The organism is Streptomyces alboflavus, from assembly GCF_000716675.1.
In the GTDB taxonomy this organism is placed as follows: Bacteria; Actinomycetota; Actinomycetes; order Streptomycetales; family Streptomycetaceae; genus Streptomyces; species Streptomyces alboflavus.
In genome coordinates, this window is sequence record NZ_JNXT01000057.1 from 56150 (window position 1) to 77008 (window position 20859).

General features: G+C 71.4%; 22 protein-coding genes, 3 tRNA genes and 1 pseudogene. 8 read left to right on the forward strand and 18 right to left on the reverse strand.

Annotated elements, in window-relative coordinates; genetic code table 11:
* Positions 1 to 13: 13 nt before the first annotated feature.
* A complete protein-coding gene (locus OO63_RS32515) occupies positions 14 to 592 on the reverse strand; it encodes a hypothetical protein (RefSeq protein ID WP_030362738.1) in 579 nt (192 codons plus the stop codon).
* 150 nt (positions 593 to 742) lie between these two features.
* Positions 743 to 1093, reverse strand: coding sequence for a metallopeptidase family protein (locus OO63_RS32520; protein ID WP_016643405.1), 351 nt, complete (start codon positions 1091 to 1093; stop codon positions 743 to 745).
* 143 nt (positions 1094 to 1236) lie between these two features.
* On the opposite strand from OO63_RS32520, the gene OO63_RS32525 reads away from it, so the two are divergent.
* Both OO63_RS32525 and OO63_RS32530 read left to right on the forward strand, forming a co-directional pair.
* Positions 1237 to 2796, forward strand: a complete 1560-nt coding sequence (locus OO63_RS32525) for a metallophosphoesterase family protein (RefSeq protein WP_030362739.1) — start codon at positions 1237 to 1239, stop codon at positions 2794 to 2796.
* Between the two features lie 81 nt (positions 2797 to 2877).
* Positions 2878 to 2950, forward strand: a tRNA-Glu gene (locus tag OO63_RS32530).
* Between the two features lie 222 nt (positions 2951 to 3172).
* Here OO63_RS32530 and OO63_RS32535 read toward each other — a convergent pair.
* From OO63_RS32535 to OO63_RS32565, 7 genes are all read right to left on the reverse strand, one after another.
* Positions 3173 to 4183, reverse strand: coding sequence for a methyltransferase (locus OO63_RS32535; RefSeq protein ID WP_030362740.1), 1011 nt, complete (start codon positions 4181 to 4183; stop codon positions 3173 to 3175).
* Positions 4184 to 4250: 67 nt separating this feature from the next.
* The gene (locus OO63_RS32540; RefSeq protein WP_157854099.1) at positions 4251 to 7028 is read right to left on the reverse strand and encodes an AfsR/SARP family transcriptional regulator; all 2778 of its coding nucleotides are present in this window, start codon (positions 7026 to 7028) and stop codon (positions 4251 to 4253) included.
* Positions 7029 to 7159: 131 nt separating this feature from the next.
* Positions 7160 to 8041, reverse strand: coding sequence for an alpha/beta fold hydrolase (locus OO63_RS32545; protein WP_030362742.1), 882 nt, complete (start codon positions 8039 to 8041; stop codon positions 7160 to 7162).
* A 272-nt stretch (positions 8042 to 8313) separates the two neighbouring features.
* On the reverse strand, positions 8314 to 8892 hold the full coding sequence (locus tag OO63_RS32550; protein WP_030362743.1) for a TetR/AcrR family transcriptional regulator: 579 nt from the start codon (positions 8890 to 8892) through the stop codon (positions 8314 to 8316).
* Positions 8893 to 8942: 50 nt separating this feature from the next.
* On the reverse strand, positions 8943 to 9719 hold the full coding sequence (locus tag OO63_RS32555; protein WP_030362744.1) for an SDR family NAD(P)-dependent oxidoreductase: 777 nt from the start codon (positions 9717 to 9719) through the stop codon (positions 8943 to 8945).
* 28 nt (positions 9720 to 9747) lie between these two features.
* The gene (locus OO63_RS32560; RefSeq protein WP_030362745.1) at positions 9748 to 10791 is read right to left on the reverse strand and encodes an SMP-30/gluconolactonase/LRE family protein; all 1044 of its coding nucleotides are present in this window, start codon (positions 10789 to 10791) and stop codon (positions 9748 to 9750) included.
* Positions 10792 to 10927: 136 nt separating this feature from the next.
* Complete coding sequence (locus OO63_RS32565; RefSeq protein ID WP_030362746.1) at positions 10928 to 11926, reverse strand: substrate-binding domain-containing protein; 999 nt, start codon at positions 11924 to 11926, stop codon at positions 10928 to 10930.
* A 106-nt stretch (positions 11927 to 12032) separates the two neighbouring features.
* Here OO63_RS32565 and OO63_RS32570 point away from each other — a divergent pair, with 106 nt between their 5' ends.
* The gene (locus OO63_RS32570) at positions 12033 to 12686 is read left to right on the forward strand and encodes a TetR/AcrR family transcriptional regulator (protein WP_030362747.1); all 654 of its coding nucleotides are present in this window, start codon (positions 12033 to 12035) and stop codon (positions 12684 to 12686) included.
* Between the two features lie 25 nt (positions 12687 to 12711).
* Here the strand turns inward: OO63_RS32570 and OO63_RS32575 are convergent, their stop codons facing one another.
* Entirely contained in the window at positions 12712 to 13353 is a 642-nt protein-coding gene (locus OO63_RS32575) for an MBL fold metallo-hydrolase (RefSeq protein ID WP_030362748.1), read from the reverse strand.
* Between the two features lie 99 nt (positions 13354 to 13452).
* Between OO63_RS32575 and OO63_RS32580 the strand changes: the two genes are divergently transcribed.
* Entirely contained in the window at positions 13453 to 13920 is a 468-nt protein-coding gene (locus tag OO63_RS32580; RefSeq protein WP_051811398.1) for a MarR family winged helix-turn-helix transcriptional regulator, read from the forward strand.
* A 7-nt stretch (positions 13921 to 13927) separates the two neighbouring features.
* Here the strand turns inward: OO63_RS32580 and OO63_RS47615 are convergent, their stop codons facing one another.
* On the reverse strand, positions 13928 to 14191 hold the full coding sequence (locus OO63_RS47615; protein WP_346009345.1) for an aromatic-ring hydroxylase C-terminal domain-containing protein: 264 nt from the start codon (positions 14189 to 14191) through the stop codon (positions 13928 to 13930).
* Here OO63_RS47615 and OO63_RS32590 point away from each other — a divergent pair.
* Positions 14154 to 14426, forward strand: a complete 273-nt coding sequence (locus OO63_RS32590) for a hypothetical protein (RefSeq protein WP_030362751.1) — start codon at positions 14154 to 14156, stop codon at positions 14424 to 14426. The genes OO63_RS47615 and OO63_RS32590 overlap by 38 nt on opposite strands.
* Before the next feature lie 10 nt (positions 14427 to 14436).
* Here the strand turns inward: OO63_RS32590 and OO63_RS32595 are convergent, their stop codons facing one another.
* The 4 genes and pseudogenes from OO63_RS32595 to OO63_RS32610 form a co-directional block, all read right to left on the reverse strand.
* Positions 14437 to 15285 carry an SMP-30/gluconolactonase/LRE family protein gene (locus OO63_RS32595; protein WP_030362752.1) on the reverse strand — a complete coding sequence of 283 codons (849 nt, stop codon included), beginning with the start codon at positions 15283 to 15285 and terminating at the stop codon, positions 14437 to 14439.
* Complete coding sequence (locus OO63_RS32600) at positions 15282 to 16121, reverse strand: DUF1611 domain-containing protein (RefSeq protein WP_078619503.1); 840 nt, start codon at positions 16119 to 16121, stop codon at positions 15282 to 15284. The genes OO63_RS32595 and OO63_RS32600 overlap by 4 nt, the downstream gene beginning before the upstream one ends.
* A gap of 4 nt (positions 16122 to 16125) precedes the next feature.
* Complete coding sequence (locus OO63_RS32605; protein WP_157854100.1) at positions 16126 to 16674, reverse strand: FAD-dependent oxidoreductase; 549 nt, start codon at positions 16672 to 16674, stop codon at positions 16126 to 16128.
* Positions 16652 to 17271 (reverse strand): annotated as a pseudogene (locus tag OO63_RS32610) (FAD-dependent oxidoreductase). The gene OO63_RS32605 and the pseudogene OO63_RS32610 overlap by 23 nt, the downstream one beginning before the upstream one ends.
* A gap of 11 nt (positions 17272 to 17282) precedes the next feature.
* Between OO63_RS32610 and OO63_RS32615 the strand changes: the two are divergent.
* The 3 genes from OO63_RS32615 (at position 17283) to OO63_RS32625 (ending at position 18261) form a co-directional block, all read left to right on the forward strand.
* Complete coding sequence (locus OO63_RS32615; RefSeq protein WP_078619504.1) at positions 17283 to 17597, forward strand: AfsR/SARP family transcriptional regulator; 315 nt, start codon at positions 17283 to 17285, stop codon at positions 17595 to 17597.
* A gap of 488 nt (positions 17598 to 18085) precedes the next feature.
* Positions 18086 to 18160: transfer RNA gene (locus OO63_RS32620), tRNA-Asp, on the forward strand.
* Between the two features lie 27 nt (positions 18161 to 18187).
* A tRNA-Phe gene (locus OO63_RS32625) sits at positions 18188 to 18261 on the forward strand.
* 290 nt (positions 18262 to 18551) lie between these two features.
* On the opposite strand, the gene OO63_RS32630 is transcribed toward OO63_RS32625, so the two are convergent.
* The 3 genes from OO63_RS32630 to OO63_RS32640 form a co-directional block, all read right to left on the reverse strand.
* On the reverse strand, positions 18552 to 19394 hold the full coding sequence (locus OO63_RS32630) for a cytochrome c biogenesis CcdA family protein (protein WP_030362757.1): 843 nt from the start codon (positions 19392 to 19394) through the stop codon (positions 18552 to 18554).
* Positions 19391 to 20284, reverse strand: a complete 894-nt coding sequence (locus tag OO63_RS32635; RefSeq protein WP_078619505.1) for a DsbA family protein — start codon at positions 20282 to 20284, stop codon at positions 19391 to 19393. The genes OO63_RS32630 and OO63_RS32635 overlap by 4 nt, the downstream gene beginning before the upstream one ends.
* 77 nt (positions 20285 to 20361) lie before the next feature.
* Positions 20362 to 20781 (reverse strand): hypothetical protein, encoded by a 420-nt coding sequence (locus OO63_RS32640; protein ID WP_030362759.1) that lies wholly within the window; start codon positions 20779 to 20781, stop codon positions 20362 to 20364.
* Between the last annotated feature and the right edge of the window lie 78 nt (positions 20782 to 20859).

The following is a 20859-nucleotide window of genomic DNA, read 5'->3' on the forward strand; positions in this document are numbered from 1 at the left end:
CGTAGACACCCCGTTACGCCGGCCCCGCCTGAGGCGAAGGCTCCCCCCGCCCGGCGGGCTCCCCCACCCCTCCGTGGGCGGACGACGACGGCTCCGGGGACGTCGGCTCCTGCGTGGGCGTGGGCGTCGCGGACGTCGGGTCGGGGGCGGGGGTGCTCCGGGTCGGCCGGGGCCCCGGCCGCGTACGAGTCGGCGAGGGCTTGCCGCCGTCGCTGGTGGGTTCGACGGTCGAGCCGCCGCCGGAGCCGCCCTTCGAGGGCTTGTCGTCGGGCGCGGCGTCCTTGCCGCGCCCGGCGGCCGGCTTCTTGTCGTCCTTGCCGCCGTCCTTCCCGCCGTCCTCGCCGCCCTCGGCGTCCTTGCCGCCCTTGCCGTCCTTCTCGCCGCCCCGGCCGCCGTCGGCGCGCCCGTCGCCACGGGAGCCGCCGGGCGTGACGCTCCCCCCGTCGGGGGCGGCGGCCCCGCTCCGCTCACCGGCGGACCGTGCGGGGGCGGGCGCGCCGCTCCCGTCGTCGCCGATGCTCATACAGCCCGCGGTGGCCGCGACGGCCATCACGGCCGCGGCCCACCGAACGGAAACGTACACATGGCGCACGGCCGAGCACCTCCGAAGGCGCTGGGGGAAGGAACGCCCTGCCCAACTCCCGCGCCCCGCAAGAGGACACGGAAACCCCGCGCCCGCACCCGACCTGTGACCGAAGCCTCAGCGCGACCGCACAGGCCCGAGGTGCGAGGCCCCGGAACCTCAGCCGTACCCCAGGGCGTGCAACCGCTCGTCGTCGATCCCGAAGTGATGCGCGACCTCGTGCACCACGGTGATCTCGGTCTCGGCGACGACGTCCTCGCGCGACTCGCACATCCGCAGGGTGGGACCCCGGTAGATGGTGATGCGGTCGGGCAGCACCCCCGCGTACCACTCACCGCGGTCGGTGAGCGGAGTTCCCTCGTAGAGACCGAGCAGCTCGGGGTCGTCGCGGGGCGGTTCGTCCTCGACGAACACCGCGACGTTGTCCATGAGCCGCGTCAGCTCGGGAGGGATCCGGTCGAGCGCCTCGGCCACCAGTTCCTCGAACTCCTCGCGCGTCATCTCCAGCACACGCCCATTGTCCGCCACGCCCCGCGATCGCCGCCGCCCCGGCCGGGAACAGCCGCGCGCGGAGCCCGCGCCCGCGCCCCCGACGGGCGGGGCGAAGGACCGGCGCGGGCATAGCCACCTCCGCGCATGGGCATACGGGCCCAATGGGGCGCGACGTGACGGTCGTTCTGCGCAACCTGCGCGGCCTGCGCGGGGCGGCGACGGCTCTCGTCAGCCGCTACCGCGCGGCGCACCGGCCCCCCACCACGAACCTCACAAGCACCCCGCACCCGTTCGGCCGTGCGGTGGGCCTGGTGGCGGTGGTGCTGCTCGGGGCCTGGCTGGGGCTGCTGATCGTCGGCAGCGTACGTACGTCCGTGGGGCCCATGGACACGCGCATGCAGCTGCGCCCGTCCCTGACCGGCGGCACGAAGATCGACGTGTCGCCCCTCGGCGCCCTGGAGCTGAACTCGCACGTGGCTCCGATCCGCCTGGACGTGGAGGTGGACCGCCTGGACCCGGTGCGCTCGGAGGCTCTCGTGGACCATCCGGAGCGGATCTCGGGGATGCAGGAGGAGGTGGCGGAGGACGTCGTGACGGGCACGTTCAACCTGGCGGTGCGCTCCTGCGCGGCCGTGGTCGCGGGCGCCACGGCGCTCGGCCTCGCGGTGTACCGCAGACCGCGCAGGGCCCTCGCGGCGGGCGGCCTGGCCCTCGCACTCCTCGCGGCGTCGGGCGCGGCGGCGTACGCGACCTGGAACCCCAAGTCCGTCCTGGAGCCGAAGTTCTCCGGCCTGCTGAGCAGCGCCCCCTCGGTCGTCGGCAACGCCCGCAACATCGTCAGCGAATTCGACGTGTACCAGCGGGAGTTGGCCCGCCTGGTCACCAATGTGACGAAGCTGTACGACGTGACGTCGACCCTGCCCGCATACGAACCGGACCCGTCCACGATCCGGCTCCTGCACGTGTCGGACATCCACCTGAACCCGGCCAGCTGGAAGATCATCTCTTCCCTTGTCGAGCAGTACGAGATCGACGTCATCGTCGACTCCGGCGACACCATGGACCACGGCACCGCCGCCGAGAACGCCTTCCTGGACCCGATCGAGGACCTGGGCGCGCCCTATGTGTGGGTGCGCGGCAACCACGACTCGTTCGCGACGCAGCGCTATCTGAAGAAGCTCAAGAACACCCACGTCCTCGACGGTGGCAAGCCCGTCGACGTGGCCGGGCTGCGGTTCGCGGGCATCGGGGACCCCCAGTTCACGCCGGACCGCTCGGTGAAGCAGGAGGGCGACGCGGTGCAGGAGACGGCGGGCCTCAACCTCGCCGCGTCCCTCCGCGAGCAGGCCGCCAGGGGCACGCCGGTCGACATCGCCGTCGCGCACAACCCCACGGCCGCACGCCGAACCGACGGCACGGTGCCGCTGGTCCTCGCGGGACATGTGCACCACCAGGAGATGGAGGTCATGGACGAGGGCACGCGGCTGCGCATCGAGGGCTCCACCGGCGGCAGCGGGCTGCGCGCGGTCGAGGGGGACCACCCCGACCCGGTGGAGACGTCCGTGCTCTACCTGGACCGCGCCACCAAGCGCCTGCAGGCCTGGGACGAGATCAAACTGGGCGGGCTGGGCCTCACGAAGGCCGAGGTCAGCCGCCATCTGCCCAAGGAGAACCAGCCCGGGGCCGACCCCTCGACGCCGCCCCCGGTCCCGCCCTCGTAAACCGTTTTGGCGATCCCTCCCCCCATCCCATATGCTTCTCACGTCCCCGACGCGCTGCGAAGCGCCGCGGCGGGCCTCTTAGCCCTCATCGTCTAGTGGCCCAGGACGCCGCCCTTTCAAGGCGGTAGCACGGGTTCGAATCCCGTTGGGGGCACCTACAGCTTCGGGGCACGCTCTCCATCGTGAGGGCGTGCTTCTGAGTAGCTGGCATCCTTGCTGTCACCCTTGATGCAGATCTCTGCCTCCGGATCGCCGGGCTCGCACTCTTGAGCCTGGCGCCGAATGGTGCGCTCCCTGCGCCTGAGGTTGTCCACAGCCTGTTGAAGCCACTCCCGCTCCGCCTCATACGCACGCCAAGCGCGGGCACGGCCCGCGGTCAGCTCCCGTTCACGGACGCTTCGACGATCGAGAAGGGCGTCGGGGTGGGCACGACGCGGTCGAGGGTGAGCCCGGCCCGTTCCAGCAGGGTGCGGAACTCCGGCTCGGTGCGCTCACGGCCCGGCAGCATGCCGAGCATGGTCAGGTCGATCATCTTCATCATGTGAGGCGTGTCGCCGGGCGGGATCACACCCTCCAGCACCAGCAGGCGGGCGCCTGGGTTCGCGGCCTCGCGGATCGACTCCAGGATGCGCAGACAGGAGTCGTCGTCCCAGTCGTGCAGGACGAAGCCGAGCACGTAGATGTCGGCCGCGGGCACCGACTCGAAGAAGTCGCCGGCCGTGAACGTGATCCGGCCGCTCAGGCCCTGTTTCGCGAGGTTCGAGAGGGCCGCCGGTTCGACCGCCGGGAGATCAAGGATGACGCCCTTGCGCTCCGGCCGGTCCGCGAGCAGTCGCACCAGCACCGAACCGTCCGCGCCGCCTATGTCCGCCACGACCCGGCCGGGCGGAAGCTCGTACCCGTCGAACATGCCCTCCCGAGCACCGGTCATGTTGGCCATCGCGCGGGTCATGAGCTCCGCTCGCGCCGGGTCCTCGGCCAGCCACTCGAAGAATGGCTTGCCGAAGTGCCGCGTCGCGCCCGGAACCCCGGTCCGGACCGTCTCCAGCAGACCCTCGAACGGCGCGTAGTGCGTCTCCATCCACAGCTCGGCCATGCCCGCAAGCGACCCCGGATGGTTGCGCGACAGCAGCGCGCCCAGCGGCGTGGTGGCCACCAGGTCGCCCTCGCTGCGGAAGACGCCGACCATGGTCAGCGTGCGGATCAACCGGCCGAGCGGGTCCGCCGGCGTGCCGCTGCGCTCCGCGAGGTCGGCGACGGTACGCGGACCGTCGTCCAGCATGGTGCAGACGTCCAGCTTCGCGACGACGTAGAGCGCCTGCGAGACCTGGAAGCCGCCGAGCAACTGCGTCATCGCGATGCCGGGCGGTGGGGTGGGTGCGGACATGGGTGGTCGGTCCTTTCCGAGTGGGACAGCTCCGCACGACCCTAAGAACGGCCGGTTCCCGTGCCGTTCACGTGCGATAGACGGCCAGTTCCGCGCTGATCGCCGCCGCCCTCGGGTCGTCGGTCTCGCCCGCGGTCGCCAGGGCCCGCCGGTAGGCCGCGTCGGCCTGGTCGTGCCGGCCCGCGTCGCGGTGCACGTCGCCGAGCGTGCGCAGCGCGACCGCGGCGAGGGCGTGCGCGCCGACCCGGAGATAGAGCTCCGCGGAGCGGGTGAAGCTCAACTCCGCCGCCTCGTGGTCGCCGAGCCCGGCCTGCGCGCTGCCGAGCGTGTGCCAGGTGTCGGCCAGCGAGTACGGCCCGAGCCCTTCGCCGGACGCGAGCGCCGCCCGCGCGTGCGCGAGTGCGGGGCCGAACCGGCCGAGCCGGATCTCCGACCAGCTCACCGAGTTGAGCGCCCAGGCACGGTAGCTCGCCGCGGTGCCGGGCGGATACATCTCCAGCAGGCGTTCGGACAGCTCGAGTTGCGGCTCGTGGTCACCGGCGCAGTCCAGGACCCAGATTTCGAACCGGTGCGTCTCGGCCAGGAACTCCCGCGCCCCCGCGGCCTCGAAGCCCTCGGCCGCCTGCCGTAGCTGCCCGCGGGCCGCGGAGTACCGGCCCAGGTTCGCCTCCACGAGCGCCAGACCGCGCCGGGAGTGCGCCTCGGCGAGCCGGTCCCCCAGGCGTTGCGCCGCCGCCAGTCCGAGCTGCTGCGACGTCTGGAGGTGGTGCCAGAGGCCCTGCCTGCTCAAGAAGTCGCGCAGCGCCCAGGCCAGCCGCCACGCGTGCCCGTCGAACCCGTCCCGGTGGGCGAGATCGTGCGCGGCGAGCAGTACCGGGTACTCGTCCGCGAACCACGTGGCGGCGTCCGACGACGGTGCCGAAACCATCACGCCCGGCAGCGCGGGCGGGAGCGGGATCCTGGGCCGGGCCGTGAAGACGGCCATGGCCGCCTCGCACGCGGTGTGCAGACAGTGGTCGAGCAGCCGGTGCACGGCCTCCCGGCGCTCCTGGTCGCCGGACCACGGCAGCCCGGCGGCGAACGCGCGCACCAGGTCGTGCGCGGCGAACCGGCCCGGCCGGTGCTCGACCAGCAGCGCCGCCGCGACCAGCGCCCGCAGCAGCGTGCGGGTGTGCAGCTCCGGCAGCGCCAGCATGCTCGCCGCAGCGGCGACGCTCACGTCCGGGCCGGGCTGTGCGCCCAGGACGCGCAGGGCGCGGGCGGCTTCCGGTTCGAGCGCGCGGTACGACCAGGAAAGGACCGCGCGCACCTCGTCGTCGGCGCCCGCGAAGGCGTCCAGCGTGCCGTGCGCCGCGCGCAGTTCGGCGGCGATCGCGGACAGCGGCAGGTGCTCCTGCGTCACGGCCCGCGCCGCGACCACGGCCAGCGCCAGCGGGAGGCCGCCGGTACGGGCGACGATCTCGCGCGCCGCGACCGGCTCGGCGCGTGTCCGGTCCGCGCCGACCCGCGCCACGAGCAGCGCCAGCGCCTCCTCGTCGTCCGGCGGTCGCAGCACCAGCGGCCGGGCACCGACACGGGCGAGCAGCGTCGGAAGCGTCCCCCTGCTGGTGATGACGGTCAGGCCGGGGCCGGCGCCGGGGAGCAGGTCGCGCACCTGGTCGGCCCCCGCGGCGTTGTCCAGCAGGATCAGCAGCCTGCGCCCGGTGGTCAGCGTGCGGAACAGTCCGGCGCGCACCGCGAGATCGCCGGGCACGTCGGCGGGCGCGACCCCGAGCGCCTGGAGGAACCGGTCGAGGATCTCCCCGGGCGGCGTCGGCTCCCCGCCGGGGCCGAATCCGTGCAGGTCCGCGTAGAGGTGACCGTCGCCGAACCGGTCGGCGATCCGGTGTGCCCCGTGCAGCGCGAGCGTGGTCTTGCCGACCCCGGCCATGCCGGAGATCACCACGACGCCGCCGGCCGACAGCGCGTCCATCCGGCGCAGCTCCTCCTCCCGGCCGACGAACGCCGCGCTGGGCGCCGGGAGTTGCGCCGGTGCCGAGGAGGCGGCCGGGGCAGCCAGCAGCGTCTCGTCGGCGTGCAGGATCCGGCCGTACAGCTCCCGCAACCGGGGGCCCGGATCCACCCCGAGTTCGTCGCGGAGCAGCTTCCGGCACTCCTGGTAGGCGGCGATCGCGTCCGCCTGGCGGCCGTCTCGGTACAGCGCCGTCATCAGCAGCAGCCGCAGGTGCTCGTCCAGCGGATGGGTGTCCACCAACGACCGCAGTTCCGGCAGGATCCGCTGCTCGCGGCCCAGTTCGAGGTCGACCTCCAGCAGGCTGCGCCGCGCCGCCAGGTGCCGCCCGTCCAGTACCGTCCGGTGCCGGTCGACGCCGGGGCCGGTGACCCCGCTCAGCGCGGGCCCGCGCCACAGCGCCAGCGCCTCCCGCAGCCGGTCCCCGGCGGTGTCGGGATCACCCCCGGCGCGCGCCCGTTCCGCCGCGCGGACGGCGTCGGCGAACGTGTCCGCGTCGAGCGTGCCCGGTGCGAGCGTGAGCGCGTACCCGCGCCGGGACGATTCGACGGTCAGCTCGTCGCCGAGCAGGCGGCGCAGGTGGTGCACGTACTTGCGGATGACCGGTACGGCGCTGGCCGGTGCCTCGCCCTCCCAGATCTCGGCGGCCAGCGCCGCCGCCGACAGGGGGACGCCCTCTGCCAGCACCAAGGCGGCGAGCAGCGCACGCTGTTGCGGTGGCCCGAGCGGCACCTCGACCCCGTCCCTCCGCACGGCGAACGGGCCGAGCACCTCCACCCGGATCATCCGGCCACCTCCCTCGACCTGCGGCAGGTCCACATTCTTCCTCGCCACCGGATGGTCGGTGTGCGCTGCCGCTGAACGGAGTGAGCGCCACCGGCTGCGCGATCCCGCACTCCCAGCAGTACCGCCGGGCCTTCGCGCCCTGGTCGGCCTGCTCGCCGGCCTCGCGGCGCCGGGTGCGGTTACTGGTGCGTGGCCAGGAACGGCAGGAGGACGTCGGCCATCTCGTCGGGTACTTCTTCTGCGAGGTCGTGACCGGCGTCGAAGACGTGTCCGGTGACGTCGTGGGCCATGAGCCGCATCTGGGACTCGTTGCGGTCGCCGATGAACGCGGATCCACCGAGCGCCAGGACCGGGATGTCCAGCTTCTTCCGCGCGGCCTGCCGGTTCTGTTCGGCGTCCACGAGCATCGCCCGGTATATGGAGAGCATCGCGCGGATGCCGCCGGGCATGGAGTAGCAGCGCACGTATTCGTCGACCGCGTCGGGGGTGGCGCTGTCGGGCCGGCTGCGCTCGAACTTGATCATGTAGGTGATCAGCTCACGCTCGTGACCGGCGATCAGCATCTCGGGGACGTCGGGCTGGAAGTAGAAGCCCAGGTGCCACAAGTGCAGACCGCTGGCGACGTTCTCGGGGGTGAGGGCCGTGTGGTCCTCGAAGCCGAACCCGGGGAACAGGGCCTCGGCGAACACGAGAGCGCTGACGCGGTCGCGGTGACGGGCGGCGAGCTGATAGCCGATCACCGCTCCCCAGTCCTCACCCACCACGGCGTACGTCTCGTGTCCGAGGTGGGTCATCAGCTCGGCGATGTCGTCGCTCATCGTCGCGGAGTCGTAGCCGCCGGACGGGCGGGCGGAGTCGCCGAGACCGCGAAGATCCGGGACGACGACGGTGTAGTGGGGCGTCAGCTTCGGGACGAGGTGACGCCAGTGGTAGCTGGTCTTGGGCACGCCGTGCAGGAGCACCACGGCGGGGCCCGACCCGGCCGTGCGGTAGTGCAGACTCGTTCCGTTCACGGCGGCTCGGCCCGTGCGGACGGGCGTTCCGTCATGGTCGAACATCATGTTCTTCACCTTCCTGGTGCACTTGGCGATGGGGGTGTCAGTGGGCTTGCGGAGGGTCGACGAGGGGCACTGGACGGCTCGGTCCGCTGCCGCCGGGACGTCAGAGTTGTTCCAGCGGCTTCCGCCGAGAGCGGGCGTGCCCGGGGTGAGTGCCGGGGCATGGGGCCTCCGAAGTCTTCGACTGAAGCGGGGTAGGACCGCCGGATCCCGTGCCCGAGCGGGCATCGGCGAATTTTCTGGATCGTCTGATACAGATTCCGGGCACGAAAAAGTCAGCCGAGGGCGGTCAGCGCGACCTCCACAAGGGGTTCGAGGGCGCGGACGTCCGGCGTGATCTTCGAGGAGACCAGCAGTCCGTTGAGGAAGGTGACGAGAAAAGCGGCGAGCGTGTGCGGGTCATGCCGCTCCGCGATCTCACCCCGCTCCACCGCGACCCGCAGCACGTCGGCGAGCGCGTCCCTGCTGGCGTCCTGCATGTCGCGCACGGTGCGCCGGGTCACCGCATCCTCCGGCAGGCGTTCGCAGGCGGCGTTGACCACCAGGCAACCCCGGCCGTCGCCCTCCACCGCGATCCGGACCCGCTCGACCAGCATCGTGCGGATCGCCGAGCGGACATCCGCCCCCTCCTCCAGGCCGCGCAGGGCGGCCGCCGCGAGGGTGGTGCGGTAGTGCTCCAGCGCCGCTCGGTACAGGCCGTCCTTGCCGCCGAACGCGGCATACAAGGACCCCTGCCCGATCCCCAGGTGCCCGGTCAGGTCGCGTACCGAGGTGGCCTCGTAGCCGCGCGCCCAGAACAGCTCCATCGCGCGGCTCACCGCCGCCTCGGTGTCGAACTCCCGGGTCCTCGCCATGACCCCACCGTAGCCTATCTGGATCGCTCGATCAAGAAAACGCCCGCAGGCTACTTGGTGTAGCGGCTGGCGAGCCGGGGGCTCTGGCCACCGAAGGCGGCGAGTTCGGCGGTGAAGACGTCCTGGAGAAGTTGGTAGTCCTCGACGCCCGGGGCGCTGACGGTCTCGCCGAGTTCGAGGCCGCGCAGGGCGCCGGTGACGAGGTCTTCGGCGCTCATGCGTGGGACGGCGCTCATGTCCAGGCCCTGGGCGGAGTGGAGCTCGGTGGCCACGATGCCGGGGCACACCACGCCCACCTTGACGCCGGAACCTTCGACCTCGGCGGCCAGGGCCTGGGTCATGGCCACGAGGTAGGCGAGGGTGCCGGCATAGACGGCCCGACGGGGCATCACGCTCTTGTCGGCGGGACCGGAGAAGGCGATCATCCCGGCGACGTTGAGGATGGCGCCGTGACCGCGCCGCAGCATGGGGCCGACGGCGGCGCGCATGAGCTGGGTGGGGCCCAGGACCTTGACGTTGACCAGTTCGCGGGCCTTGTCGGCGGGCAGGTCCGCCAGTGGCATGTAGTGGGAGACGCCGGCGTTGTTGATCAGAATGTCCAGCGGCTCGTCGGAGGCGATCTGCGCCAGGGCGGTGATGCCGTCCTCGGTGGACAGATCGGCGGCGACAGCGCGCACCTTGGTCTCGGGGTGGGTAGCGGCGAACTCCTTCAGACGCCCCTGGCGGCGACCGACGATGATCAGGTCATAGCCGTCGACGGCCAGGCGCTCGGCGAATGCCTTACCGATGCCCGAGGTCGCGCCGGTGACGAGTGCGAGTCTGCTCATGAGCGATGTTCCTTGTCTCGGCTTCGGCTCAGACAGCCGGGCTGGGGGTTGTGGTGTCGGTCGGGTGCTGGGCCGCGCTGGAGGCGCTGCCCAGCGGCAGGCTCTCCAGGGTGAAGACCGGGCTCGTCGGCGGAAGCTGGGCGAGATAGGAGTCCATCTGGGAATTGGTCACCAGCATCCGGTGTCCGCTCAGGGCGACGGCCGTGGTGGTGTCGGCTCCCGGGTAGGTGCGGGTGGAGACCAGGGTCGCCCTGGTGGCGTGGCGGGACAGCCGCACGGTGTCGACCTGGTTGTTCTCGGAACGGGCGATGTACAGGGTGTTGCCCTTGCGTACGATCCCGTCGGCGCTGTGGAGGGGCGGGGCGGCGATCTTGCGAACCTCGCCGGTGGAGAGAGTCAGCCGGTAGAGCCCGCCGCTGTACCAGTAGCCGATGATCAGCGACTTGCCGTCGGGGGAGGTGACGATGCCGTTGCCGTTGGACTGGCCCTCCACATAGTCCGGCAGATGGTGGGCGACCTTCAGAACCCTGTGGGAACCGGTCGCGGGAGCGTGGACCTCGGCGGCGGGAATACGGTAGACGACGGCACGGAAGGAGTCGGTGATGTAGACGTCACCGTCGGGCGTGATCGTCGCGTCGTTGACCAGAGTCTTCCCTCCGCCGTCCGGGACGGTGTAGGAGGCGACGAGTCTCCCGGTCTTCGTGTAGACGAAGAAGCGCCCCGTGAAGGCACCGGCCACCAGCAGGCGGTTGCCGGTGGTCTTGACCCCGGTGGCCTGGGTCCGGCCGTCCTGGCCGCCGGGCAGGAAGGGGGCAAGGGCCTTCGAACCGAGGCGGCCGCGGTAGACGGTGCCGTCGGCGATGCTGGTGGTGTAGACGTAGCGGCGGTCGGTCGTGACGCTCTCCGGATAGGCGCGGCTGCCGTGCACCGTGATCGCGTAGGCGTCGGACGGGGCACGGTGGGACGGCGCGGCGGTGGCCGGAGCCGTGAGCGCCACCAGCGCGGCGGAGGCCGCGGTGAGAGTGGCGAGGGAACGCAGCCACGAGGCGTGCGCGGCGTTGCTGGTGACCATGGGAAGAGGGGGCCTTCCTGGAGGAATGGTGACGGGTGACGCCGGTGGGCGCGTGGACGCTCCGGCGCAGGTAGTCGTACGGCAGGTCCTGGACGACGAGTTCGGCGTCGGTGCGCTCGGTGTGCGGCCGCCCGGATCAGGTGTCGAGCAGGCCGGGGACAAAGATGTCCTCGGAGGACAACAGCCGCTTGGACAGGCCCTGTTCGCTGTGGTAGCGCAGGAAGGTCTCGACGGCCTTTCGGTTGGCGCCGACACCGTAAGGCCACCAGTCCTGGCCCAGCAGCGCGCGGTTCTCGGCGAAGAGTTCACTGAACCAGGGGGTGAGCACGGACATGTGCTGCTTCGCGGCGCCGGTCCTGTACCGGTCCTGCACGATCTCCTTGGCCCGGCTGAACGCGCGGTAGACCGATTCCGCCAGACCGGGCTCCGCGGCCAGTTCCCGGCGGATCGCGACGACGTGCATCATCGGGAAGATGCCGGTACGACGGTAGTAGTCGCGCTCGACGGCCTCGTAGTCGGGGAAGAGCCGACGGATCTTCTTCGTCGAGCCGTCGAGCAGGCCCTGCGGTACGTCGACGGAGAGCAGGGCGTCTATCTCCCCGTTCTCGAGCATGGCCCCCAGGGTCTGGTCGCCGTCGGCATGACGGACGTGCACCCCGTCCGGAACGGGCTGGGGAATCCAGTCGAAGGAGGGGATGGGGTGGTTGGTGCCGCCGATGACCCAGTTCATCCGGTCCGGCGTCACCCCGAAATCGTCAGCCAGGACACCCTTGTTCCAGACACCCGGGTCGTGGCCGTACAGCGCGAACTCGCCGACGGTCCGGCCCGCCAGGTCCTCCGGCCGCTCGATCCCGCTGTCGGTGTTCACGAACCACGCCGAGTGGCGAAAGTTGCGGTTCGGGAAGATCGGCAGAGCAAGGAACGGCGCGTGGTCCAGGTCGAAGGTGCGCAGGAAGTAGGTCAGACCGAACTCGGCGATGTCCAGGTCACCCGTGGCCATGCGGTGGAAGAGGTCGGAGGCGAGCGGCGAGGTCTCCAGCACCGCGTTCACACCCTCGATCGTGACCCGCCCGTCGAAGAGGGGCTCGGTGTGCTCGTAGCGGTAGACACCCACAGAGAAGTTTCGATCGGCCATGCCAGGCCCCCTCCGCTTACGCGAATGATCTTTCACTTTTAGACTGGCATCATGATGGGCCGCCGTCAAGGCGAATGACCGTTCACGTTTGAAGGAGGGCCCGCCCGTGCCCCGCATCACCCCTGCTCGCCGGGAGGCGAATCGTGCGCAGATCATCGCCGCGGCGCGGCGATGCTTCGCCCGCGACGGCTTCCACCAGACCTCGATGCCCGACATCGCCGCCGAAGCGGGCGTGGCGGTCGGCGCTCCGTACCGCTACTTCACCGGCAAGGACGAACTGATCCTGGAAATCGCCGGGGAGGTGTTCCGGCTGATCTTCGATCCGATCGGGCGGATCGTCAGCGCCGGTGAGAGTGCCACCTCCGCCGATCTGGTCGAGGCGGCGATGGCCCCGGTGAGCGGTGACGAGGTGGCTGACGGTGCGGGCGGCGTCGTTCCCGTCGACGAACTCCTGCGCTGCGCCGTCCAGTCGTGGGGCGAACTCCTGCGCAACGAGGCCATGCGGCAGCGCGCCCATGCCGGCTTCGAGGGGGTTCGGCGGAAGGTGGTCGACGCACTGCGCGCCGGTCAGCGGGCGGGCGCCGTGCCTGCCGAACTCGATCCCGACCGTGGATCACGGGTGGTCATGGCGCTCCTGCACGGGTTCGTGCTGCAACGCGCGGCATTCGGGCTCGAGGACACCGCCGGCTTCGCGCACGAGGTCCGCCTCGCCCTCGGGGGCGCAGGCGTGCTGAAGAGTGAGGTTCCCCCGAGAGGGTGAACTCGCTGACCAGTGCCGCCGGGCCTCACCCGATCCGGACACTCGCGCCCGGAGGGAGCCGACGGTAGCGAGTCGGGACCCCGGGGCCTCGCTCGCCGAGGAAGCCCTCGACCATCGCGGTGCCGACGTCGTTGAGGGCGCCGTCATGGACGGCATAGGCATCCTGGGGAGCGACCTCGCGCACATAGTCGATCAGATCGCCGACCGTGGACCAGGGGGCGTGCACAGGCAGCAGCAGCGTGCCGACCGGAGTGCCGGGGACGGTCAGGGCGTCGCCGGGGTGGAACAGGGAATCGTCCACCAGGAACCCGATGTTGGAGACGCGCGGAACATCCGGGTGGATGACCGCGTGCCAGGTTCCGTGCACCGTGAGGTCGAAGCCCGCGACGCTGAAGGCGTCCCCGTCCCCGGTGGTGGAGACCTGCGCGCCGAGACCGTCCAGTCGCTCCGCGACGGTGGAGTTGGTCCAGATGCGCAGACCCGGACGCGCCGCGGCCGCCCGGCGCAGCACCGCCTCCGAAAAGTGGTCGAAGTGCTCGTGCGTCACGAGCACCGCGTCAGCGCCGTCCAACGCCTCGGGGTCGGTCAGACCGCCCGGGTCGATGACCAGGCGGCGCCCGTCCTTCTCCAGCCGCACACACGCATGACCGAACTTGGTGAGTTCCACGACCGCCACGTCCTTCCACCTTCACCGAGCATTACTTGCACATCACTTGTACAACTTAACTGTACAACTAAGTGCGGGATCTGTGCCTAGGATGGCTCCATGGACGAAGACGCGCTGGGCGAGGAGCTGCGGCGGTCGATCGGTGAGCTGGTCCGGGCGGTGAGAGCCGTGGACACCATGCCCCCCGGCGAAGCCGCCATCCTCGGATTCCTCGACCGCGACGGCCCCCTGACCACGGCCGATCTCGCCCGACTGCGCGGCGTCACACACCAGTCGGCCGCCAAATCGGTCAAGGACCTCTCCGTCGCCGGCCTCGTCCGCGGCGAGCCGCACCCCGACGACGGCCGCAAGCTCCTGCTGCGCCTGACCGACGCCGGCCGTTCCCGTCTCCGGCGAGAGCGCACGCTCCGCGCCGGCGCCCTCGGCGCCGCCATCCGCGAGACCTTCGACCCCGACGAGAGACGGCGTCTGAGCGAGTCGGTCGCCCTGCTGTCCCGCCTGACGGCCCGCCTCACCGGACTCGGAAGCGACACCCGCCCTACGGCAGGGCCACGCCAGGAGCGGTAGACGCCGGTCAGGGGCGGACTTTCGTGTTGTCGGCCTCGCGGAGACCGGCCTCCACGCCGACAGACCAGTGCTCAAGCGCCACGCGCAGCCGCCGGGGATCCCCTGTGTCGGACGCCCAGGCGATGTGGCCGTCGGGGCGGATCAGCAGAGTTCTGTGCAAGGGGCCGGCGGGGGCCGCGACGCGCAGCCACCGCGTCTGAGGGACATGACCGCCCTGGATGAGCGGTTGGACGATGAGCACGAAGCGCCCCTCACGCAGTGCCTCGTACACCCCACCCGGCCGGGCCGATGGCCTCGCCGTGACCAGTCAGGCGGGCGATCCGGGCTCCGGTGCCGCGGGGGGTCCGGCCCCCGATACCGCGGGCGATCCGGCTCCGGGCATCGCATCGGGCCGCGCCACGAGCCCCGGCGACCTCGACTTCTCCTCGGACGTACGGTGGCTGGTCCAGGTCTCCCGCGCCTTCGCCGCCCTGCCCGAGCGGGAGCGCCGCACGCCCACCGGGTGACCGTGGACGGTCAGCCAGCGAAGGCGGGCGCCGCGACGCCCTGGCCGACCCCGGTCACCACGAACACGCTGCCCGCGAGCGGCTCGTCGTGGTCGGGTGCGCGACGCGCCGAGGTCACGTACAGCTCGGTCAGGTCGGGGCCGCCGAAGCCGCACGCGGTGGTGAGCGAGACGGGGAAGCGGATCTCCCTGTCGAGACGGCCCTCCGGGGTGTAGCGCCGGACGGCGCCACCCCGGAAGAGCGCCACCCACACACCGCCGTCGGCGTCGACGCACAGGCCGTCGGGCACCCCTTCGACGTCGGCGAGGTCCACGAACGGGCGCCGGTTCACGGCCGTGCCGGACGCGAGGTCGTAGTCGAGCACGTCGACGCGGCGCGTGGGGGTGTCCACGAAGTACATCCGGCGGTCGTCCGGGCTCCAGGCGATGCCGTTGCTCAGCCGGGTGTCCGTCACCACCCGGTGTGTCGCCCCGTCCCCCGAGAGCCGTCCCAGCCACCCCGGCGCGGCGTCCCCGGCGACGGTGCCGACCCAGAGGCGGCCCCGGCGGTCCACGCCGGTGTCGTTCCCCCGCACCCCTTCGGCCGACCAATCCGTGACCATGTGCACCGCCCCGTCGGGCCCCGTGACCGCCACCCCGTCCCGGAGGGTCAGCACCAGACCGCCCGCCCGGCCCGCCCGGGGCTTGGCCGCGGCGACGGGCTGGTCGAACCGCAGCGCCGTGTCGCTGCCGTCCGCGGGACGCAGCCGATGCGCCTCGCACCGGTTCAGGTCCACCCAGAGCAGCGACCCGTCCGCCGCGTCCCACGTCGGGCACTCACCGAACGCCGCCGCCGCGTGCAGGACCACCTCGACCGTCACAGCGCTCCCCTGGTCTCCCGCGGGCCGGCCCAGACGCGCCGCGCCGCGTCGAGCAGCACCGCCGCGCCATCGCCGTCCAGGACGTCGGCGACCGGCAGGTCGTGGCGCGGGTCCGCACGCTGGACGAGGTGCTCCACGAGTCCGGCCGCCTGGAACACCGGGGTCCTGTCGATGATGGCTCCCTCGGTGCACCCGGCGAGCAGACAGGTCTGGCCCGTCCCCACATAGCCGGAGTCAATGTTCCGGGAGAGGGCTTCCCGGTGTATCTGCAACGCGGCTGTGCGCTTGCCCACGACGCAGTCGCTGCCCGCGATGTGAATGAGCCTGGCCCGGGTGCGGCGACGGCGTCCGGAATATTTTGGCAAATTCTCGTACGGGCGCCTGACGTCGACTATTTCCCGGCCGTCGGCGAGCAGGTCGACCAGTTCCGTTTCACGGAGGCGCACATGCAGACAGGAAATGACGTGGAGGCCGTCGCGCACGGCGGTACGTATGGTGTCCCACCAGAAATCCGGGAGGTCACCCGGTTCCCGGGGCGTATGCAGGAACTTGCCGTCGACCGACTCCCCGAAGTCGGACTCGGTCAGTGCCACGACCAGCGCGTCCGGCTCGAACCGCATGGCTTCCGCGAGTGACCCGACGACCGGCACGTCGGTCCCGGGGACCACGGATGCCGTGGTCGGGGCCGTGTGGGAGCGGTCGATCACCGCCACGGGCCGGAGCCATGTGCTGTGCCGCAGGACACCCTGGGCGGTCTTTCCCTCGGGATGAGAAAAAGCACCGTCCGCGAACAGCACAACACGTAGCGGAGATTTCGAGAATTCAGATATCAGCACGTGATCAGCCTACCCATCGCGCCTCGGCTGCCACACCGGTCAATTCACGTACGGACTGGTCCAATTCAAATTCATCACCGAATGGGTCGCGCAGCGCGACGACGGCTCCATCGGGCCGTACGAGGACCGCACACGGCCGGACGAGACCGAGCAGCCGATGAGCGCGTTCGCCCGTGTCGGCCGGCGCGGTCACACGGATGCCGACATGCTTCTTCCGGTGGTGTTCGACCAGGCCCCCGACATCGCGCCGGTGTTTTCCCACGCCCGGGAAGAACAGCAACAGCGGTTCCGTGGAGTCCAGTTCGTCCCGCAGCCACCGCCCCGCGTCGAGCGGTACGTCGGGCAGCCGCATCCCGGTGCGCAACCGACCCACCCGCTCCCGCGGGCCCGGGTAGGCGAGCGAAAGCTGCGCCTGGCGCGGCACCACCACGCGGTTCAGGACGCCGCTGCGCCCGCCCACACCGAGCACCGCGTCGCGCGCCCGTGCCCGCCAGCCGTTCATGGTCCACATCCGGGTCTGCCAGTCGGTGTCACCGACGACCGCCCGCGCCACCCCGAGCCGCTCGCTCTCCCACCGGTCGAGCACCTCGTCCCAGTACCGCCCCGCTCGTACTCCGGCGAGGCGACATCCTCGATCCCTGTGTTGAGCCCCTGGCCGCCCGCCGGACTGTGCTGTGCGCGCCGTCACACCCCACCAGCCAGCCGAACCGCTCGGTCGTCCGCTGGGCCGACCCGGTCTCCAGCTCGGCCCGCACACCCTCGCCGTCCTGGGAGAAGCCGGTCAGGGAGGTGCCGAACTCGATGACACCGCCGAGGTCCTGGAACACGTCTCGCAGCACCGCCTCCGTCTCCTGCTGCGGGATCGACAGCGCATACGGGTAGCGGGTACGGCGCATCCCGCCGAAGGCGAGCCGAGCGACGCGCCGCCCCTGTGAGTGGTAGTTCTGGGCCCGAAGCACCACACCCCGCCGGTGCAGTTCGTCCGCGGCGCCGAACCGCGCCAGCGCCTCGATCCCCCGCGGCCACAGGGCGATCGCCTTGGAGTGCGGGTTGGGCCGCTCGGAGCGGTCGACGACGCGCACCGGCACCCCCGCCGGAGGAGTTCGATCCCCGTGACGAGGCCCACCGGGCCCGCGCCGACGATGAGCACGGGGCCGAGCCCTGTCGACGCTGAGCCCCGGCCGAGTACTCGCCGGCCACGTGGACTACCTGGAGGAGTTGCGCATCCACGCGCAGCGGATCCGCGTCGAGGCGGAGATGCGCGCGGGCCGACACCGCCAGCTCGTCCCCGAACTGCGCGACCTGGTGGCCGCCCACCCCTTCAACGAGTGGTTCCACCAGGCCCTCGTCGCGTCCCTGCGGGAGTCGGGCCGCCGGGGCGAGGCCCGCACCGCGTTCCAGGCACTGCGCACCCTGCTCCGGGACGAACTGGGCATCGAACCCGCGGACGAGCCGCTGTGGAGCGTGCCCGCGTGACCCGGCCGCGGTTCCGGGAAGCCTCCCGTTCCTGGGGTGCATCAGTTCCTCCTCACTGTGCCCCCGAGGGTGGGACGGGCTCTTGAAACCCCGATGAAAGCGAGGAGAAAGCGCCGTCAAAGGACCTGCCACAGGGCCCTGTTGCCGCTTTCGAGACACAGCGACTCCGCCGACACCGAGCCACACAAGGTGTCGGCCGAACCGGTCCGACCTGCCGTGCCCCATCGAGCGACAAGATCCATTGGCCCCGGCGCCACGTTTTCAGAGCACGGCATCCACTCTGATACGCTGATCCAGCGACGTCACCAGACCTGACGAGCACCTCCACCAACACCGGGAGTCAACCTCCTGGAGTCGGCAGTGCTCCGAGGAAACAGTGACGGAGAGCACCGTTTCCTCCGGAATCACCACTCCACCTCTGCGTGGAAGAAGAAATCCCGTTGGGAGCACGCAACACACTGTGCGAGAATTACGCTCGCGCAATACAAGGTCCTGTGGAGCAGTTTGGAGTGCTCGCCACCCTGTCAAGGTGGAGGCCGCGGGTTCAAATCCCGTCAGGACCGCTTGCAGATCACCCTGGTGAGCTGCGTGGCTGGGTAGCTCAGTTGGTACGAGCGATCGCCTGAAAAGCGATAGGTCGCCGGTTCGATCCCGGCCCCAGCCACCTCCAGAAGGCCCCGTCCCCCAGGACGGGGCCTTCGCCGTTGCCCCACCGGGCCGAAGGACGAACGCTCGCCCCACCGGACCGAAAGCCGAATGGGGAACCCCCACCGAACCGATCCCCGCAATCCGAACCGGAGGGGACGTGCCGGTATGTCCGCGCGCAGCTCGGATGACCACGACGAACGCACACAGCACACTCACCAGGCCACACACGCGAGCACGGACATACCGGCGCGGCCCCGCCCCACAACCGAACCGAGGGCGAGGGACCGCAACCCGAATCCCCTCCGGTCACCCAGACACGTCAGCCTCAGCCGCGGCGGACCGACGGCGCCGAAGCAGCACCACACCCCCCACCACCACGACAACCCCCACCAGCATCACCCAGTCCGGCACAGCGTCCCCGAGCCGCCCCGCCCACTCCTGCACGGCGAACGAGTCGTCCACGTCCAGCAACCCCGGCAAGGCCGCAGCCCCGTCGTACGCCAGGAACAACCCCCCGAGCAGCACGAAGAACAGCCCGGACAGCACCGACGTCGTATGCAGCTCAAAGCGCCCGACCCGGAACACCCGCCCCCGCAGCCACCGCCGCCGTCCCAACTCGAACCGCTCCCACAGCACGGCGAGAACGAACAACGGCACAGCCATCCCCAGGGCGTACACGGCAAGGAGAGCACCCCCGTACACGGGACTCCCGCTCACGGCCGCCACGGTCAGCACACTCCCGAGGATCGGCCCCGCACAGAACCCGGCGAGCCCGTACACAGCCCCCAGCGCGTACACCGACACCGCCGTGGTGGGCCGGATCCGCCCGGACAGCTCGGCCATGCGCCGCGAGGCGAACCCGAGGCCCACCACCTGCGCGACGCCGAGCGCGATGATCAGCCACCCGGCCCAGAAGACCAACTGCTCCCGGTGCCCGAAGAAGAACCGCCCGGCCACGGACCCGGCGGCCCCGAGCGGCACCAGCGTCGTGGCGAGCCCGGCGTAGAAGATCCCGGTACGGGCGAGGAGCCGCGAGGTGGAGTCGATCGAGTAGGCGAAGAACGCAGGCAGCAACAGGGCGCTGCACGGACTCACGAGGGCCAGCAACCCCGCCAGAAAGGCAGCGAAGTACCCGACGTCGGCGCTCACTTCTCCCCGCCCTTGCCCGCGCCGTCGCCGTCGCCCTCGCCCTCGCCGTCGCCCTTGCCCTTGCCCTTGCCCGCAGCACCCTTCGCCGCCTCGGCCTTCGCCGCGTCGATGGCCTGCTCGAACACGGCGTCAGGCTGCGCCCCGGCGATCGGCTGCCCGTTCACGAGGAACGACGGCGTGGAGGTGGCGCCGAGCTTGTACCCCTCCTCCTGGTCCTTCTTCACGGCGGCCCGAGCGGCATCGCTCCCGGCGTCCCGCGCGAACCGCTCGACGTCCCCGACCCCGGCCTCCCGGGCCAGCTCCTTGAGCCGCCCGTCCCCGAAGCCTTTCTCCTTGGCCCCGTCCGCGTACGCGGCCTCGTGGAACTGCCAGAACTTGCCCTGCCGCCCCGCGGCCCAGGCCCCACGGGCGGCCCGCTCGGAGTCCTCGCCGAAGATCGGGAAGTTGCGCCACTCGATGCGCAGGGTGCCGTCCTCGACGTACTTCTTGACGAGGTCGGGCTCGGTGTCCCGGGCGAACTTCCCGCAGAACCCGCACTTGAAGTCGGCGTACTCGATCATGACGACGGGCGCGTCGGCCTTGCCCTGGGCGAGCGGGTCCTTGGCGTCGCGGCGGGCGAGGGCGGCGAGCTCGGGGTAGACGCCCTCGCGCGGGGATCCGGCGGAGTCGCCGGATCCGGACGACTTCTCGGCGGTGGCGGTGGTGGTGGATTTCCCGGGCTTGGAGGCGGTGTACGAGGCGACACCGAGGATGGCGGCGACGGCGACGACACCGGCGACGACGGCGATGTTCTTCTTCTTGCGGGCGGCAGCCTTCTCGCGGGCGGCCTGCTGGGCGCGGGCGGCGGCCTTGCTGGTGGACGAGGAGGACTTGCCGGTGGATGACGACATGGTGATGCACTGCTCCTGATGCGTGTGATGCGTACGTGTACGCGTACGTAACTGAGGGACCCCTGGGACAGGGGCTCCTACACGCGCAGGACGGAGAGCTCCATCGGCGAGGGCGGCACGAGTGCGGGCGGCGCGCGGCCAGGCGAGAGGGCCAGAACGGCCTGGTCGGCGAGCCAGGAACAGGCGGCGGGCCGGGTGTCGTAGAGGGCGGGCAGCAGCTCGTAGGAGCTGGGGGAACGCGGCGGCGCGGCGGGCCGCTGCCCGTCACCCTTCTCACCGCCCTGCCCGCACCCGGGCACACCTTGGCCTTCACCGGCGAACACCGGGCCCTCGGCGGCGGACACCCGCTCCGCAGGGGCGGACGCCTGACCCATGGCGGCCTGGGACGCCCCAGCCACCCCGGCCGACCCGACCACCCCACAAAGCACCCCGACCCCGAGCACGACGACCAGCACCCCCACCAGGGGGCGCAAGGCGAGCCGAGCCCGGGACCACATGCCCGGAATCGTACGTGTTCCCCCGTGCCCCACGGGAAATCGGTTGGCCGTTCCCGAGCACCGGGTGAGATCCTGGAC

Coding starts and splice junctions, on each gene's coding strand:
- OO63_RS32525 (WP_030362739.1), top strand. CDS start 1,237: ATGGGGCGCGACGTGACGGTCGTTCTGCGCAACCTGCGCGGCCTGCGC.
- OO63_RS32535 (WP_030362740.1), bottom strand. CDS start 4,183: ATGTCCGCACCCACCCCACCGCCCGGCATCGCGATGACGCAGTTGCTC.
- OO63_RS32545 (WP_030362742.1), bottom strand. CDS start 8,041: ATGATGTTCGACCATGACGGAACGCCCGTCCGCACGGGCCGAGCCGCC.
- OO63_RS32550 (WP_030362743.1), bottom strand. CDS start 8,892: ATGGCGAGGACCCGGGAGTTCGACACCGAGGCGGCGGTGAGCCGCGCG.
- OO63_RS32555 (WP_030362744.1), bottom strand. CDS start 9,719: ATGAGCAGACTCGCACTCGTCACCGGCGCGACCTCGGGCATCGGTAAG.
- OO63_RS32560 (WP_030362745.1), bottom strand. CDS start 10,791: ATGGTCACCAGCAACGCCGCGCACGCCTCGTGGCTGCGTTCCCTCGCC.
- OO63_RS32565 (WP_030362746.1), bottom strand. CDS start 11,926: ATGGCCGATCGAAACTTCTCTGTGGGTGTCTACCGCTACGAGCACACC.
- OO63_RS32580 (WP_051811398.1), top strand. CDS start 13,453: ATGGACGAAGACGCGCTGGGCGAGGAGCTGCGGCGGTCGATCGGTGAG.
- OO63_RS32590 (WP_030362751.1), top strand. CDS start 14,154: ATGAGCACGAAGCGCCCCTCACGCAGTGCCTCGTACACCCCACCCGGC.
- OO63_RS32635 (WP_078619505.1), bottom strand. CDS start 20,284: ATGTCGTCATCCACCGGCAAGTCCTCCTCGTCCACCAGCAAGGCCGCC.
- OO63_RS32640 (WP_030362759.1), bottom strand. CDS start 20,781: ATGTGGTCCCGGGCTCGGCTCGCCTTGCGCCCCCTGGTGGGGGTGCTG.